This window comes from Arthrobacter sp. D3-18 (assembly GCF_054408525.1).
The window spans coordinates 2,795,071-2,809,772 of record NZ_CP096440.1 but is presented as its reverse complement, the minus strand read 5'-3'; the positions used below and the strand labels follow the sequence as shown (position 1 = coordinate 2,809,772).

The following is a 14,702-nucleotide window of genomic DNA, read 5'->3' as shown; positions in this document are numbered from 1 at the left end:
TGTTGCGGGCGGATTAGGCGCCGTGGGCTAGTGCGAGCACAATCACACCGGTCACTTAATCCCGCCCGGGTCTTGCCTGGAATGCGGTGGTGAGCAACTATTGACCATTTGGGGAATCCGAACAGACGCTTGGAAGGCGTAATTGATGATAAGCTCGAATTCCGTGGTGCAGCGATCAAATTCCCGTGTAAATTCCCGGTTCCCGGGCTCGTCCAAGACGACCAAACACATCTTCGTCACCGGTGGTGTGGCGTCCTCGCTCGGTAAGGGTCTGACGGCTTCCAGCCTCGGTCACCTGCTGCGGGCACGTGGTTTGTCTGTAACTATGCAGAAGCTCGATCCCTATCTGAACGTGGATCCGGGCACGATGAACCCCTTCCAGCACGGTGAAGTATTCGTGACTGATGACGGCGCCGAAACCGACCTCGACATCGGACACTACGAGCGCTTCCTCGATGAAAACCTCGAAGGTTCGGCCAACGTCACAACGGGCCAGATCTACTCCACAGTCATCGCCAAGGAACGTCGCGGCGAATACCTCGGAGATACCGTCCAGGTCATTCCCCACATCACCGATGAAATCAAGCGCCGCATGCGCCTGCCTGCCGAAGGCAAAAACGCTCCGGACGTGATCATCACCGAAATCGGTGGCACGGTGGGTGACATCGAGTCGCAGCCGTTCCTTGAGTCCGCACGCCAGGTTCGCCAGGACGTGGGCCGCAACAACGTCTTTTTCCTGCACGTTTCACTGGTGCCGTACATCGGTCCTTCCCAGGAACTGAAGACCAAGCCCACCCAGCATTCCGTGGCTGCCCTGCGCTCCATTGGTATCCAGCCTGAAGCAATCGTGATCCGCTCGGACCGCGAAGTGCCCGATGCCATGCGTGAGAAGATCGGCCGCATGTGCGACGTTGACATCGACGCCGTGGTTAACGCCGCTGACGCTCCCAGCATCTACGACATCCCCAAGACCCTGCACTCCCAGGGCCTGGACTCCTACATTGTCCGTGCACTGGATCTGCCGTTCAAGGACGTTGACTGGAGCAAGTGGGACAAGCTGCTTGAAGCTGTCCACAACCCCAAGCACGAGGTCGAGGTTGCCCTTGTGGGCAAGTACATCGACCTCCCGGACGCCTACCTCTCGGTCACCGAGGCTCTCCGCGCCGGTGGTTTTGCCAACGAAGCCAAGGTCAAGATCCGCTGGGTCCCCTCGGACGAGTGCGAAACCCTGGCAGGTGCCACCAAGTCCTTGGCTGGTGTAGACGCTATTTGCGTTCCCGGCGGCTTCGGTATCCGCGGCCTGGAAGGCAAGCTTGGCGCCTTGAAGTTCGCCCGCGAAACCAAGCTCCCGGTCCTGGGCTTGTGCCTGGGCCTGCAGTGCATGGTGATCGAGTACGCCCGCAACGTGGTTGGCCTTGAAGGTGCTTCCTCCAGCGAGTTCGAGCCCGACTCGAAGTACCCGGTTATTGCCACCATGGAAGAGCAATTGGACATCGTGGAAGGCAAGGGAGACCTCGGCGGCACCATGCGCCTTGGCCTCTACGAAGCCAAGCTGGACGAAGGCTCGGTCATTGCCGAGACCTACGGCACCACCACCGTCAGCGAACGTCACCGGCACCGCTACGAGGTCAACAACAAGTACCGCGACCAGATCGCTGCCAAGGGCCTGGTGTTCTCCGGTACTTCACCTGACGGCAAGCTCGTGGAATATGTGGAGCTTCCCCGCGAAGTCCACCCGTACTACGTGGCAACTCAGGCGCACCCGGAGCTCAGCTCCCGCCCCACGCGCCCCCACCCGCTGTTCGCAGGTTTGGTCAAGGCTGCCTTGGAGCGTCGTGAAGGTGCGCCCGTGGCCACCAAGACCGGTGCCCGCACGGTAGCTGCCAAGTAAACGCAAGTACTAACGAAGGACGGCGCGATGCCCGGTATTTCTGAAACCCCCCGCACATCAAGGCAGGTTTCGGACATGCCGAGCCCGCGCCGTCTTTTGTCTACCAGCAAGGTATACGAAGGCCGCATTTGGGACGTCGTCAGCGACTCGTTTCAACTCAGCGACGGCACGGACACCCTGGTTCGTGACTACATCGACCACCCCGGCGCAGTAGCGGTGCTGCCCATGAACGTGGATGGTGAGATTCTGTTGCTGAAGCAGTACCGGCATCCGGTCGCCATGGATCTGTGGGAGATTCCTGCCGGCCTGCTGGACGTCGAAGGCGAGGACTTCGTGGTGGGCGCGGCCCGGGAGCTGGCGGAGGAAGCTGATCTGGTTGCGGCTACCTGGAATGTCCTTGTCGACTTCTTCAACTCGCCGGGTTCCTCCAGCGAGGCAGTCCGGATCTACTTGGCTCGAGGCCTCAGTGACGTTCCCTTGGCAGACCGGCATGTCCGCACCGATGAAGAAGCAGAGATTGAACTCCACTGGGTGCCGCTCGACGACGCCGTAAAAGCCGTGCTGGAAGGCCGGCTGCATAATCCGTCGGCAGTGCTGGGGATCCTTGCGGCCGCTGCCGCGAAAGCAGATGGCTTTACCAGCCTTCGTCCAGCCAATGCGCCTTGGCCGGCTCACCCGAGCCAGCGCTGAGCATGGCCGAGGCCGCCACTCGTACCGCCAATGGCGTTGACCGTGCAATAACCGACTATCTGCAGCACGTCGGCGTGGAACGTGGCTTAGCGGCAAACACGTTGTCCGCGTACCGCAGGGACCTCGCCCGGTATTCGAACTTCCTTGCCACCCAAGACGTGGATCAGCCAGGAAACATCACACGGCATCACGTGACGGCCTTTGTGCAAGCCTTGTCCGACGGTTCCGACGGCGCCGCCGCCCTTGGGGTTCGCTCTGCTGCACGCACAGTGGTAGCTGTTCGTGGCCTCCATAAGTTTTGGGCACTTGAAGGAACCACGACGGCGGACCCAGCCAGCGATGTGCACCCACCCATGCCGGGCAAGCGACTTCCAAAAGCCATCAGCGTGGGCGAAGTGACGCGCATCCTGGAAGCTGCCGGGTCGGATAGCGCGACCGGTCTGCGAGACCGCGCCTTGCTTGAATTCCTATACTCCACGGGGGCCCGCATCAGCGAGGCGGTGGGGTTGGACGTCGATGACGTCTCCCTCGAAGACACTGGCACTGACCCTGCCATCGTGCGGCTGTTCGGCAAAGGTTCCAAGGAACGCTTGGTGCCCTTGGGCTCTTACGGTGCCCGCGCCGTCGGGGCCTATGTTGTCCGGGGCAGGCCTCTACTGGCGTCCAAGGGCAAAGGCTCCCCGGCGCTGTTCCTCAACGCCAGGGGTGGCCGGATCAGCAGGCAGAGTGCATGGACCATCCTCAAGACCGCCGCAGAGAAGGCGAATATCACCAAAGATGTTTCGCCACACACACTGCGCCATTCCTTCGCCACCCACCTCCTGGAGGGCGGGGCGGACGTCAGGGTGGTTCAGGAACTGCTGGGGCACGCGTCCGTGACCACCACCCAGGTCTATACCCTGGTCACCGCAGACACTTTGCGTGAGGTCTACGCAGCGGCGCATCCCAGGGCGCTCGGATAGCCAGGGCGCTCGGACAGCTAAGGGCCCTCAAATAGCCAACGCGTTTGAATAGTGCCAGGGTTACTCGAGCACGTTCAGCGTCAGCTCCACGGCGTCGACGAACAGCGCCAGTAGCGAAGTCCCCAAGCCAGCTACCAACAAGAGCCCCGGGTGTGCCAGCCCTACCACCACGCGCTTGAGCCGGGGGCGTCCGCGGAGGAACTTCTTCGGTACGCGTGTCTTCAGTGGTATCTGACGCCAGCCCCGCAACCGACGCAGGAACCACGCACAGCGCACAATGAACGCCATCCACAGGATGGAGAGCACCAGCGGAACTGCTGCCAGCATGAGGTTGAAACCCAGTGCCGTGACTTCCTTCTCGGAATCGCCGATCACGGACTGGACGGTGGTGGAGATGGAGGCACTCATCACCACTGAGGCCGCCCAAACCATGAATGCTGCCACCAATGCAAGGAAGCGGACAAAGAAGTGGCCCAGGACGGTTGCATCGACCGCCCTGAGGTGGCTTCGCGGCGTGGCATGCAGTACCACCAGCGTAGAGATCAAGGTGGGTAGTGCGGCCACCAGGACCAGCAGGTACCAGGTCCATCCGGCCAGGTCCACCACTTCGTCCAAAACGATCAGCCCTGCCCAAACCAGCGTCCAGGCCCAACCCGCATAGAGCGGGTGTGCCACGAGCCAGCGGGGCAACCAGGCGTCCCGTTCAGGTTTAGTCTTGGGGACTACTTCTCCTGCACCCGAACCATCCTTGGGCGGCGGTTCTCCAACGCCTTCGACCGCTGCCACCTGGGCTCGCCCACTGCCCCCACCTTCACTCATGGGCTCACTGTAGCAATGGCGGCAGCGGCAGGGGAGATCAGGTTAAGGTAGGCAGCATGACTGCAGCCCATGTGACTTTGTGCTTCCTCCTCCGCGACGGCGTGGACGGCGAACACGTCCTGCTCGGGACCAAGAAGACAGGTTTCGGCCGGGGCAAGGTGGTGGGTGTCGGCGGGCATGTCGAGTTGGGGGAGACCGCCTCACAGGCTGCATGCCGTGAGGTCATGGAAGAGATCAACGTGGTGGTCCACGCGAAAGACCTGATTCCGGCGGGCACAGTTGATTTCGTGTTCCCTGCGAGGCCGGAGTGGAACATGGCCACCACGGTGTTCCTGACCCGCGCGTGGGAGGGGGAGCCATCGGAAAGCGACGAGATTGCCCCTGCCTGGTTCCCCGTGGCGCGACTTCCCGTAGAGCGGATGTGGGCTGACGCGGAACACTGGCTGCCGGCAATGATTTCCGGCCAGCGCATCGCCGTAAGGGTGGCCTTGGCGGCAGACAACGAGAATGTGGCCGACGTCCACACCATCGATTGGGTGGATCCACAGCGGTAGCAAGCCCAGCCGTGATAAGCCCAGCCATAGCAGTATCGGTGCATGTACGACGACGGGCCGGTCACCTTTTCGGTGACCGGCCCGTCGTCGTATGTTTCGGGATGCGTCAGGGGACGTGCCGCTCTTCCGGTCCGTTGTATTCGCTCAACGGACGGATGAGGGAGTTGGAGGCGACCTGTTCCATGATGTGGGCGGTCCAGCCGGTGATGCGGCTGGCGACGAACAGCGGGGTGAACGTTTGAGTGTCGAATCCCATGAGGTGGTACGTGGGGCCGGCCGGGTAGTCGAGGTTGGGTTTGATGGCTTTGGCTTCGTCCATGGCTTGCTCCAACCCGTTGTAGAGCCCCAGGAGTTCGGGCCGGCCGTAGTGGGCGATCATCTTGTCCAGGGCGGCTTTCATGGTGGGCACGCGGGAGTCGCCGTGCTTGTAGACGCGGTGTCCGAAGCCCATGACTTTCTTCTTTTGGGCCAGGGCGTCTTCCATCCATGCCTTGGCACGGGTGGCGGCTTCCTCTAGGGATTCTTCGCTGCGGATGCCGATCTCGTCGAAGGTGTGCATGACGGCTTCGTTGGCGCCGCCGTGCAGCGGGCCTTTGAGGGCGCCGATTGCGGCGGTCACGGCTGAGTGCAGGTCCGAGAGCGTGGAGGTGACCACGCGGGCGGTGAAGGTGGAGGCGTTGAAGGAGTGCTCGGCGTACAGGATCATTGAGACGTTGAAGGCTTCCACCACTTCGGGGGCCTGTTCTTCGCCGAAGGTCATCCAGAGGAAGTTGGCCGAGTAGTCCAGGTCTTCGCGGGGTTCTACGGGTTCTTGGCCACGGCGGCGGCGCTGGTCGTAGGCCACGACGGCGGGCATGGCGGCCCAGAGGTCTATGGCTTTCTTCATGTTGGCCTCGGGTGATGAGTCCTCGGCCAGTTCGTGGCGGGCGCCGTGCACGGATGCTGCTGTGCGGCAGACGTCCATGGGGTGGGCCGTGGTGGGCAAGGCGTCCACCACTGACTTGACCACAGGGTCCAGGGCCCGGCCTGCGCGTTCCCTGGCCGTGAACTCTGCAAGTTCTTCATCGCTCGGCAGTTCGCCGTTCCACAGCAGGTAGGCGACTTCTTCGAAGCTGCACTTGGCGGCGAGTTCCTGGACCGGGTACCCGCGGTACAGCAGCGAGTTGGTGTCCGGGTTGACCTTCGAAACGGCGGTGTAGTCCACCACGACGCCGGCAAGGCCCTTTTTGATGTCTTCAGCAGCCATGCTGAACTCCTTCGTTCATAGTGCAGGCGCCCCGGGGGTTCCGGAGTGCCTGCGTTCCCCTTGATGAATCCGGAACCTAGCGGACGCCAGGAACCTGGAAGTTGAAAACGCCGGTATCGAATTGGTTGTATGCCTCGTAGTCGACGAGTTCATAGAGGCGCGCACGCGTGAGCATGTTTTCCACTTGCGCTTCTTGGGTCCCCGCAGCCTTGATCGATTCCAGAGTACGCTCTGCAGCGCCCATGGCAATGCGGAGGAGGGTGACGGGGTAGATGACAATGTTTACCCCGACGCCCTGAAGTTGGTCGACGGTGAAGAGTTCGCTTTTGCCGAACTCTGTCATGTTGGCCAGGATGGGCACGTCCACTGCGTCGCGGATGGCCTGGAATTCGCTCAGGTCACGCATTGCTTCCGGGAAGATCGCGTCGGCGCCGGCGTCTACCAGTGCTTTGGCGCGGTCCTGGGCCGCCTGAATTCCTTCGACGGCGCGGATGTCTGTGCGGGCCATGATGAGGAAGTTCGGGTCGCGGCGTGCGTCTGCTGCGGCGCGGATGCGTTTGGTGGCGGTGTCGATGTCGACGACGTTTTTGCCGTCGAGGTGTCCGCAGCGTTTGGGGTTGAACTGGTCTTCGATGTGGCAGCCGGCCAGTCCGGCGTTTTCGAGTTCCTGGATGGTGCGGGCCACGTTCATGGGTTCACCGAAGCCGGTGTCCGCGTCCACGAGGGAGGGCAGGTCTGTCATGCGGGCGATCTGCCCGGCGCGGGTCGCCACCTCCGTCAGGGTGGTGAGGCCGATGTCGGGTAGGCCGAGGTCGTTGGCCAGGACCGCGCCGGAGATGTAGACGCCGGCGAAGCCCTTCTCTTCGATCAGCCGTGCCGAGAGCGGGTTGAACGCGCCCGGGAACTGCTGCACGGTCCCGGAAGCCAGCAACTCCCGCAGGCGCACCCGCTTCTGTTCGGGGGTGACTTTGGAGTACAGCATTTAGAACAGTCCCTTGGGCGCGTTGTTGAGGTCGATCACGCCGGGTGCTGCGGTGATGTTCAGTTGGTCCAGTTCGCCGGGACCGAGTTCGGTGACACGTTCGACGGCGGCGAGGAACCTTTCGATTTCGGCTTCCTCCACGAGTCCGGCAGCGAGGGTGCGGAACTTGTTGATGTATTGCTCGCGGGCGAACGGCCGGGCACCGAGCGGGTGGGCGTCCGCCACCGCGATCTCGTCGGTAATCACAGTTCCGTCGGTGAGGGTGATTTCCACAGTGCCGCCGAAGGCCTTCTCTGCGATGTCCAGGGAGTGGTAGCGGCGGGTCCATTCCGGGTCTTCCACGGTGGTGACCTTGTGCCAGAGTTCCACGGTGTCCGGACGTGCGGCGCGTTCGGGGGCGTAGGAATCCACGTGGTGCCAGGCGCCGTCCTGCAGGGCGACGGTGAAGATGTACGGGATGGAGTGGTCCAGGGTTTCGCGGGACGCGGTGGGGGAGTATTTCTGGGGGTCGTTAGCTCCGGAACCGATCACGTAGTGCGTGTGGTGGCTGGTCTTGATCAGCACGGAGGCCACGTTGGCCGGGTCCGTGGTTTCCGGGTGCTCTTTGTGGAGTTTGCGGGCGAGGTCGATCCAGGCCTGGGCCTGGTACTCGGCGGAGTGTTCCTTGGTGTAGGTGTCCAGGATGGCGCGCTTGGCTTCACCGGGCAGCGGCAAGGGGACCTCGTAGGAGGCTTCCGGGCCGTCCAGCATCCAGGCGATCACGCCGTCTTCGCCTTCGTAGATCGGCACCGGGGAGGTCTGTCCACGCATGGAACGGTCCACGGCTTCGACGGCCATTTTGCCTGCGAAGGCCGGGGCGTGGGCCTTCCAGGTGGAGATTTCGCCCTTGCGGGACTGCCGGGTGGCGGTGGTGGTGTGCAGGGCCTGGCCCACGGACTGGAAGATCGTCTCAACGTCGAGGCCAAGAAGGGTGCCGATGCCGGCGGCGGCGGAGGGGCCGAGGTGGGCGACGTGGTCGATCTTGTGCTTGTGCAGGCAGATGGCCTTGACCAGGTTGACTTGGATTTCGTAGCCGGTGGCGATGGCACGGACCAGGTCGGCGCCGTTGGAGCCCACGTGTTGGGCGACGGCCAGGATCGGCGGAATGTTATCTCCGGGGTGGGAGTAGTCCGCGGCCAAGAAAGTGTCGTGGTAGTCCAGTTCGCGGACGGCCACGCCGTTGGCCCAGGCAGCCCACTCGGGGGAGACCTGATCTTCGATGCCGAACACGCGGGCGCCCTTGCCGTTGGCTGACCGCGCGTGGGTCAGTGCCTGCGCACGGGCTGCGACAATGGGTGCCCGGTTCAGCGAGGCGATGGCCACCGAGGCGTTATCGATGATCCGGTTGATCACCATGTCGGTGACCTCAGGCGTCACTTCGACGGGGTCGGCGGCGACCACGGCGATCTTGTGCGCCAACTGCTCCTCGCGGGGCAGGTTCTCTTCGCTCTTGTAGACGCGGACGTGATGGTTCTTAACCATGGTGCTCCTTCTAGGCAGGGTGTTTCAGGGCAGTAGCGTGGGTGGCTTTGACGTGGGTGAGGCTGCGGTGCAGATGGACCGTGGTGGCCGCCTCGGCCAGCCTCGGGTTGCCCGCGGCGATGGCCTCGGCAATCGCGGCGTGCTCGGCAGCGGCTGCGTGGAGCCGGGCTGCGTCGTCGGCGGCCAGGCGGCGGACCCGGACCAGATGGACGCGCAGGCTGCGCATGGCATTGGCCAGGTAGGAGTTGGAGACCGCGGCATCGATGGCGTCATCAAGGCGGCTCACCAAGGCGTAGTACTCGTGACGCGCGGGATCGTCGTCCCGAAGCAGTTCAGGGGCCAATAGCAGTTGTCCGTGCAACTCGGCGAAGATTCCCGGTTCCCCGCGCTGGGCAGCCAAGGCGGCGGCCCTGACCTCAAGGGTTTCGCGCAGTTCGAACAGTTCGTCGATGCTGTCCAGGGAGATATCGGTGACGACGACGCCGCGGCCGCCTGCCGCCGTCGTCAATCCCTCAGCGGTGAGCCGGCTCAGCGCCTCCCGGACGGGCGTCCGGGACACCCCGAGCCGTTCGGACTGCTCCACTTCCGCGAGGACGGTACCCGGCCGAAGGCGCCATTCGATGATGTCTTCCCGTAGGGCCGAATAGGCCCGATCACTGGCGCGCATTCCTTCAGTGTATACATGAATCGGAAAAAATGGCACTAACTGGGGACAAGTCTCCCGCTATGTATACATTCAAACGCGAGCGATGAAGTACGCATTAAACGGATCCTGCTCCACTTCCTTCACCTCCACGGTCCGGAAACCTGCTTCACGAAGCATGTCCGTGGCCCGCTCCTTTCCCCATACCGTTCCCAGGCCATCGCCGCCTTGCCCCAAAGAAACAGCCATGCAGTGGAATGTAGAAATGGTGTACAGGAAGGCCGCCCACGGGAGCTCCAAGTTCTCCTCCAGCCGGCTTGAAGCATTGATGTCCACCATCAGGAAGGTGCCGCCGGGCTTGAGTGCAGCACGGATGTTCTTCAACACCTCAGCTGGGTGGGCCTGATCGTGGATAGCGTCAAACGCTGTCACCAAGTCGAACGCCTCGGCGGTGTCCAGACGGCTCACATCCTGGAGCTCGAATCGGACATTCGAAAGTGCCAAGGCCGAGGCCTCGGCGGCGGCGGTTGTCAATGCCTCGGCAGAGAAGTCATAGCCGGTAAAAGTGCTGGCAGGGAAAGCGGCCCCCAGCAGGTTCAGGGCATGGCCCTCGCCGCATCCGATGTCAGCGACGGAGATACCGCTGCGCAGTGCCTCCACGCAATCTGTCAGGGGAAGGATGGTCTCCACGAGTGATGCATCGTTCACTGCAGCGCTTTCCGAGGCCATGATGTGATGGAACCGGGGATAATCCTCGTAGCTTGTTCCGCCGCCTGTCCGGAACGCATGGACGATCTTCGGGGTCACCTCGCCCATAAGTGGCGCGTACTGCAGTGTCCGCGCGAGATTTTCGGTACCTGAACCTGTTACGACAGGAACGAATTCCGGGCGCAGGAGATACGCTCCGCTGTCCGGTTGGTAGTCCACGAATCCGGCCGAGGTCATGCCACCCAACCATTCCCTGACGTAGCGCTCATTGAGGCCTGACGCATCCGCAATAAGGCTGCCAGGAGCTGGAGGGAGGGTCGACAACGTCTCGAAAAGGCCAGTCTGATGGCCTACCACCACCAAGAGGGCGATGGAAGAATCGTTGAGGATTCCGATCAATCGGCCAGTGGCCTGTTGGACGTCTTCCGCCGACGTGGACGCTTCCTGTTGCCCGGCCTGGGTGCTGTTCATCGCTGGTCCTTGATGATGCGGGGGTCGTCCTGCCCGGCCCGTCGTCCGTAACTTCAAGGTATGGCCGCGGAGCCTTCCAGCGCGTCCGCGAAAACCTGCATCTTTTGGCGCACTATGGGTCAAAACATGCAGGCTCAAGTCCGGGGGTGCTCTGCTATTCCGTGATGACGCGCCCAAGCGGCCGCAGCGGTCCTGGAGTTGACGCCGATCTTAGTGAAGATGTTCGCCAGGTGACGGCTGGCTGTTTTCTCCGAGATGGTGAGGGTCTGAGCTATATGCCTGTTGCTCGAGCCGGACAGCACGCAGCCCAATACTTCCATTTCCCTGGCCGTCAGCCCATCCAAGGCGTGATCAACATTCGGCAAGGAAAACGGTGCAGCTCCAAGCTGCGTACGGATGGCGGCAGCGGTGGCGCGTTCCGCGTCGGCCGGCCCGGTCTCGCCCAGCGCCGCCCGGACTGACGATATCCGCTCATGGATTCGTGCCAGCTCAAAGCGTAAATGCTGGGAACGGTAGCCCTGTGCTGCCGCTTCGAACTCGGGCAGCGACTGGATCCAGCGTCCTTGGGCCATCAACACAGTACCCCTGGCGTGATGTGCCCAGGCAATCAATCCCGCTGTTCCGTAGTAAGCAGCAGTTCCTTCCAGCTCGCTGCAATACACCTCAGCACTGCCAGCGTCCCGGGGTGCAAGCAACTCCACGAGCGGCAGCAGCAACCAGGCACGTCCAAGGCGCCCACGGTCTGCCAACGCGGCGCGGAGATCCGTGAGCGCTTCCTCGTCCTTTCCGGCATCAGCGAGCAGCAAGGCCGAGCCGGGCTGGGCATCAACGCCCAGTCCACGCGCCCTGGCAAACGCGGCCGCGGCGCCGGACCTGTTTCCCTGCCGTCGGCGAATGTCGCCCAGTTCGTAGAAACAGTCGGCCGCGATCCAAGCATGGGCATTCCGAAGGCGCTCGCCGAGCTGCGCCAGCTCTTCCTCCGCCTGCTTCCAGCCACCTTCGGCACTGATCAACTGCAGTTCGTGGACCCGGACGATCCCCGAGTACATGAAGGAAGTGGACAGGCTGGCGCACCACGCGGCCAAAGCGTCAGTCCACCACCTCATGCGCGAGTAGTCGGCCAGTTCGTAGCAGAGGTGGATGACGGAGCAGTAGATATCGCCACCCCACTCCGCCGATACCTGGCCGGCCATCACGGGAAGCAGTGCTTGATCCAGGTCCTCGAAGCCGCGAGCTGCCTGGCCTCTCCGGACAGCGGCGAGACCCGACAACATGAACGCAAAACTCTCCAGCTCGGGAGCTTTCTGTCTACGATTCATGGCGGCCAGTTGGAGGGAAGCAGCAAAAGCAGCGTCCGCATCACCTTCGAGATAGATTGCGTCGTTGCCCTCCAGATACAGCAGATATCCGTGTTCCGGAGACTCGGGAAGCCCGTCCAAGAGTCGCCGCGCCCGGTTCAGCCATGCCGATGACACAGCGATGTTCCCGCGGACACCCCACTGTAAGGACAAGGTCAGCGCAGCCTTAGCGGCGGATTGAAACTGTTTACCGGCGACCAATCCGCGAAATACTTCCTCGGAGAGTGCCATGGAACCCTGAACGTCGCCGAGCCACCATTTGGAGCGCGCCAGGATTTCCACGTCCGCCAGGCTCAGCCGTGATTCTTCGGCGGCACTTTCCATGGTCCGACGCGCAGCATCCCAGTCCCCACGGGCAAACGCCTCGTGGGCTTCCATCAGCTGCGGTTGCGCTGGTGATTCCGGTTGTCGGAGCGGCTGCTGTGCGGACATGGACTCTCCATGGGTCGCCACCAGCTTACTGCGGAGGCGCAGGGAACGGGAGGACCCCTAGGCCCGGTTCCAGCCGTACTCGTTCTCCGGCCGGCCAGGGGTGCCGTATCGGGGCGCCCGGGTGACCGTCCCGGCGTCGGCAAGGTATTCCAGATAGCGGCGGGCGGTCACTCGGGACATCCCCAGCGCATCCATGACCTCACTTGCGGACACCGGCCGCTGCCCCGCCCTCACCAGGTCTTTCACTGACTCCAGCGTTGAGCCGGAGAGCCCCTTCGGCAGCGGCAGTTCCGTGGGTGCCCGAAGACTCGCGAACGCCTGGTCAACGTCACTCTGCGAGGCCCCTGCTTTGGAAATGCCGGACATCGAGCCCGCCAACTGTTCGCGGAAGGTCCGGTAGCTGCTGAGCTTGTCGGCAAAAGTGGCGTACGTGAAGGGCTTGATGAGGTATTGCACGACGCCGATGGACACGGCGCTGCGGACGATGTTCAATTCACGGACGGCAGTGATGGCGATGATGTCGGCGAAGACTCCCGCGGAACGCATTCGCCGGGCGACGTCCAGGCCGTGAAGGTCAGGGAGGTTCATGTCCAGCAGGACGAGGTCCACAGGGGAGCCGGACGCCGCAAATTCGCCCAGGATGCGCAGGGCCGACTGGCCATCGGGTGCCGTCCCCACCAAGGTGAAGCCGTCCAGGCGGCCAATGTAGACAGAGTGGGCGTCCGAGGCTATGGGCTCGTCCTCCACCACCAGGACGCGGATCTCTGTCATGCCTTCTCTTCCTCGGGAACCGGCGCGGGGAGCAGGACATGGAACTGTGCTCCGCCGGGATTGCTGATGGTCATAGTACCGTTGAGCCGCTCCACAGCCTGACGCACCAAGGCCAGGCCAACGCCCCGGCCATGGGCGCCGCCCGCATTTCCTTCCGGGGTTTTCGTGCTGAAGCCGTACTGCAGGACGTCATCGATGGAGTCCGGATTGATGCCGCCGCCGGAGTCCCGCACCGTAAATTCGACGGCGGCAGGTCCGGCTTCCACGTCCAGCTCCACCTTCCGGGGAAAGTCGCCGGCAGCTGCAGCGTCAATCGCGTTGTCCAGGAGGTTCCCGAGAATGGTCACCAGGTCCTGGATCTCCAGGCCACGCACGCCGGAGCTCCCTGAGGTCCGGACCACCAATTCCACCCCGCGTTCGTGGGCTTCCGCCGCCTTGCCCATCACCAAGGCGCTCATGACGGGCTCGTCAACGGAAGCCACCATGTCATCGGTGAGTTGCTGGCTGAGTTCAAGGTCCTTGGTGGCAAAGTCCAAGGCCTGGGGCGTGCGACCCAACTCCAGCAGGGAGACGATCATATGAAGCCGGTTTGCATGCTCATGTGTCTGGGCGCGCAGGGCATCGGAGAGGGTCTTCATCGTCTGGAGCTCCGTGCCCAGGGACTCGATCTCGGTACGGTCGCGGATAGTGGCCACTGTGCCGTAGATGGCGGGTTTCTGTCGGCTCCGCTCAGGCACCGGCCCTACTGCCGGGGCCTGGTTGACCACCAGTATCCGGGAACCGGTCAGGTGGATTTCGTCATGTGCGGGCCTACCCGATTCGAACAGCGCCCGCAGGCTGCCATCGAACGGAAGATCGGTGAGTTTCGGGGCGTCATCAGGGGACCGGTCGGCGTCGGACGGCTCCAGGCCCAGAAGCTCTGCAGCTTGGTCGTTGTACATGACCGCCTTGCCGCGCGTGTCGATCAGGATCACGCCTTCGCGGACGGAGTGGAGGACGGACTCGTAGTACGCGAACAGCTGTGCAAGTTGCTCGGGCCCCCAGCCGCGGGTAACTGATCGAAGGTAGCGTCCAAGCAGCCACGACGCGAAGGAACCGAAGACCAACACCACCAAGGCAATTCCGCCAATCACTCCCAGCCTTTCGGCAACGTCGGTGTCCACGGTGCGGACCGTGATGCCGGCAGCCACCAGGGCTTTGACACTTCCGCCGGCGTCCTTGACGGGAGCGATGGTTCGGACCGAGGGACCCAGGGTTCCTGCAGTAACTTCGGTGAAGGTTTCACCGCCGAGGGCCGGTTCAATGGTCCCGATGTAGGGCTTGCCCAGTTCCTCTGTGCGGGGGTGGGTCCAGCGTGTCCTGTCCGGGGCCATGATGGTGATGAAATCAGCATCGGCGTCGTCCATGACTTCCCGCGCATAGGGCTGGAGGACGGCTGAGGGATCAGCCGTTGAAGAGGCCTCCAGAACAAGGGGATTGTTGGCCAGGGACGTGGCGATCGCCCGCATCCTTCCGCCGGCTTCGTCGTAAGCCCTGTCCCTGGCTTCCACCACGGAGAACGCACCGAAGACCGCCGTCAGCACCAGGACGAACAACAGGTTCGCCACGAACAAGCGGCGGGCGATGCTCCAGCTGTGAAACACGTGGGCCTCCC

At 63.0% G+C, this 14,702-nt stretch carries 13 protein-coding genes; 4 read left to right on the top strand and 9 right to left on the bottom strand.

Annotation, left to right across the window (positions count from 1 at the left end):
* Positions 1 to 145 precede the first annotated feature (145 nt).
* From pyrG to xerD, 3 genes are read left to right on the top strand one after another with little or no spacing between them, the layout of a single operon-like run.
* Complete coding sequence (gene pyrG, locus M1D89_RS15115; protein WP_498644680.1) at positions 146 to 1,891, top strand: CTP synthase; 1,746 nt, start codon at positions 146 to 148, stop codon at positions 1,889 to 1,891.
* Between the two features lie 27 nt (positions 1,892 to 1,918).
* Complete coding sequence (locus M1D89_RS15110) at positions 1,919 to 2,581, top strand: NUDIX domain-containing protein (RefSeq protein WP_402937538.1); 663 nt, start codon at positions 1,919 to 1,921, stop codon at positions 2,579 to 2,581.
* A 2-nt stretch (positions 2,582 to 2,583) separates the two neighbouring features.
* Positions 2,584 to 3,543: a site-specific tyrosine recombinase XerD gene (gene xerD / locus M1D89_RS15105; RefSeq protein WP_498650962.1), complete on the top strand. Its 960-nt coding sequence runs from the start codon at positions 2,584 to 2,586 to the stop codon at positions 3,541 to 3,543.
* A 60-nt stretch (positions 3,544 to 3,603) separates the two neighbouring features.
* Here the strand turns inward: xerD and M1D89_RS15100 are convergent, their stop codons facing one another.
* Complete coding sequence (locus tag M1D89_RS15100) at positions 3,604 to 4,362, bottom strand: hypothetical protein (RefSeq protein WP_498644679.1); 759 nt, start codon at positions 4,360 to 4,362, stop codon at positions 3,604 to 3,606.
* 56 nt (positions 4,363 to 4,418) lie between these two features.
* On the opposite strand from M1D89_RS15100, the gene M1D89_RS15095 reads away from it, so the two are divergent.
* Entirely contained in the window at positions 4,419 to 4,916 is a 498-nt protein-coding gene (locus M1D89_RS15095) for an 8-oxo-dGTP diphosphatase (RefSeq protein WP_498644677.1), read from the top strand.
* Between the two features lie 106 nt (positions 4,917 to 5,022).
* On the opposite strand, the gene M1D89_RS15090 is transcribed toward M1D89_RS15095, so the two are convergent.
* From M1D89_RS15090 to M1D89_RS15055, 8 genes are all read right to left on the bottom strand, one after another.
* The gene (locus M1D89_RS15090) at positions 5,023 to 6,162 is read right to left on the bottom strand and encodes a bifunctional 2-methylcitrate synthase/citrate synthase (protein WP_498644675.1); all 1,140 of its coding nucleotides are present in this window, start codon (positions 6,160 to 6,162) and stop codon (positions 5,023 to 5,025) included.
* Positions 6,163 to 6,238: 76 nt separating this feature from the next.
* Positions 6,239 to 7,144 carry a methylisocitrate lyase gene (prpB, locus tag M1D89_RS15085; RefSeq protein ID WP_498644673.1) on the bottom strand — a complete coding sequence of 302 codons (906 nt, stop codon included), beginning with the start codon at positions 7,142 to 7,144 and terminating at the stop codon, positions 6,239 to 6,241.
* Positions 7,145 to 8,665: an MmgE/PrpD family protein gene (locus M1D89_RS15080; RefSeq protein ID WP_498644671.1), complete on the bottom strand. Its 1,521-nt coding sequence runs from the start codon at positions 8,663 to 8,665 to the stop codon at positions 7,145 to 7,147.
* A gap of 10 nt (positions 8,666 to 8,675) precedes the next feature.
* Positions 8,676 to 9,332 (bottom strand): GntR family transcriptional regulator, encoded by a 657-nt coding sequence (locus M1D89_RS15075; RefSeq protein ID WP_498644669.1) that lies wholly within the window; start codon positions 9,330 to 9,332, stop codon positions 8,676 to 8,678.
* 69 nt (positions 9,333 to 9,401) lie between these two features.
* Positions 9,402 to 10,487 carry a class I SAM-dependent methyltransferase gene (locus tag M1D89_RS15070; RefSeq protein ID WP_498644668.1) on the bottom strand — a complete coding sequence of 362 codons (1,086 nt, stop codon included), beginning with the start codon at positions 10,485 to 10,487 and terminating at the stop codon, positions 9,402 to 9,404.
* Positions 10,488 to 10,621: 134 nt separating this feature from the next.
* A complete protein-coding gene (locus M1D89_RS15065) occupies positions 10,622 to 12,277 on the bottom strand; it encodes a LuxR C-terminal-related transcriptional regulator (RefSeq protein ID WP_498644667.1) in 1,656 nt (551 codons plus the stop codon).
* A gap of 57 nt (positions 12,278 to 12,334) precedes the next feature.
* Positions 12,335 to 13,048, bottom strand: a complete 714-nt coding sequence (locus M1D89_RS15060; protein ID WP_091466581.1) for a response regulator — start codon at positions 13,046 to 13,048, stop codon at positions 12,335 to 12,337.
* Positions 13,045 to 14,691 (bottom strand): sensor histidine kinase, encoded by a 1,647-nt coding sequence (locus tag M1D89_RS15055; protein ID WP_498644666.1) that lies wholly within the window; start codon positions 14,689 to 14,691, stop codon positions 13,045 to 13,047. Before M1D89_RS15055 ends, M1D89_RS15060 begins: the two co-directional genes overlap by 4 nt.
* Positions 14,692 to 14,702: the final 11 nt, after the last annotated feature.

Excerpts from the sequence above, each read along its gene's own strand:
- pyrG (WP_498644680.1), top strand. The coding sequence starts at position 146 with ATGATAAGCTCGAATTCCGTGGTGCAGCGATCAAATTCCCGTGTAAAT.
- M1D89_RS15110 (WP_402937538.1), top strand. The coding sequence starts at position 1,919 with ATGCCCGGTATTTCTGAAACCCCCCGCACATCAAGGCAGGTTTCGGAC.
- xerD (WP_498650962.1), top strand. The coding sequence starts at position 2,584 with ATGGCCGAGGCCGCCACTCGTACCGCCAATGGCGTTGACCGTGCAATA.
- M1D89_RS15100 (WP_498644679.1), bottom strand. The coding sequence starts at position 4,362 with ATGAGTGAAGGTGGGGGCAGTGGGCGAGCCCAGGTGGCAGCGGTCGAA.
- M1D89_RS15095 (WP_498644677.1), top strand. The coding sequence starts at position 4,419 with ATGACTGCAGCCCATGTGACTTTGTGCTTCCTCCTCCGCGACGGCGTG.
- M1D89_RS15090 (WP_498644675.1), bottom strand. The coding sequence starts at position 6,162 with ATGGCTGCTGAAGACATCAAAAAGGGCCTTGCCGGCGTCGTGGTGGAC.
- prpB (WP_498644673.1), bottom strand. The coding sequence starts at position 7,144 with ATGCTGTACTCCAAAGTCACCCCCGAACAGAAGCGGGTGCGCCTGCGG.
- M1D89_RS15080 (WP_498644671.1), bottom strand. The coding sequence starts at position 8,665 with ATGGTTAAGAACCATCACGTCCGCGTCTACAAGAGCGAAGAGAACCTG.
- M1D89_RS15075 (WP_498644669.1), bottom strand. The coding sequence starts at position 9,332 with ATGCGCGCCAGTGATCGGGCCTATTCGGCCCTACGGGAAGACATCATC.
- M1D89_RS15070 (WP_498644668.1), bottom strand. The coding sequence starts at position 10,487 with ATGAACAGCACCCAGGCCGGGCAACAGGAAGCGTCCACGTCGGCGGAA.
- M1D89_RS15065 (WP_498644667.1), bottom strand. The coding sequence starts at position 12,277 with ATGTCCGCACAGCAGCCGCTCCGACAACCGGAATCACCAGCGCAACCG.
- M1D89_RS15060 (WP_091466581.1), bottom strand. The coding sequence starts at position 13,048 with ATGACAGAGATCCGCGTCCTGGTGGTGGAGGACGAGCCCATAGCCTCG.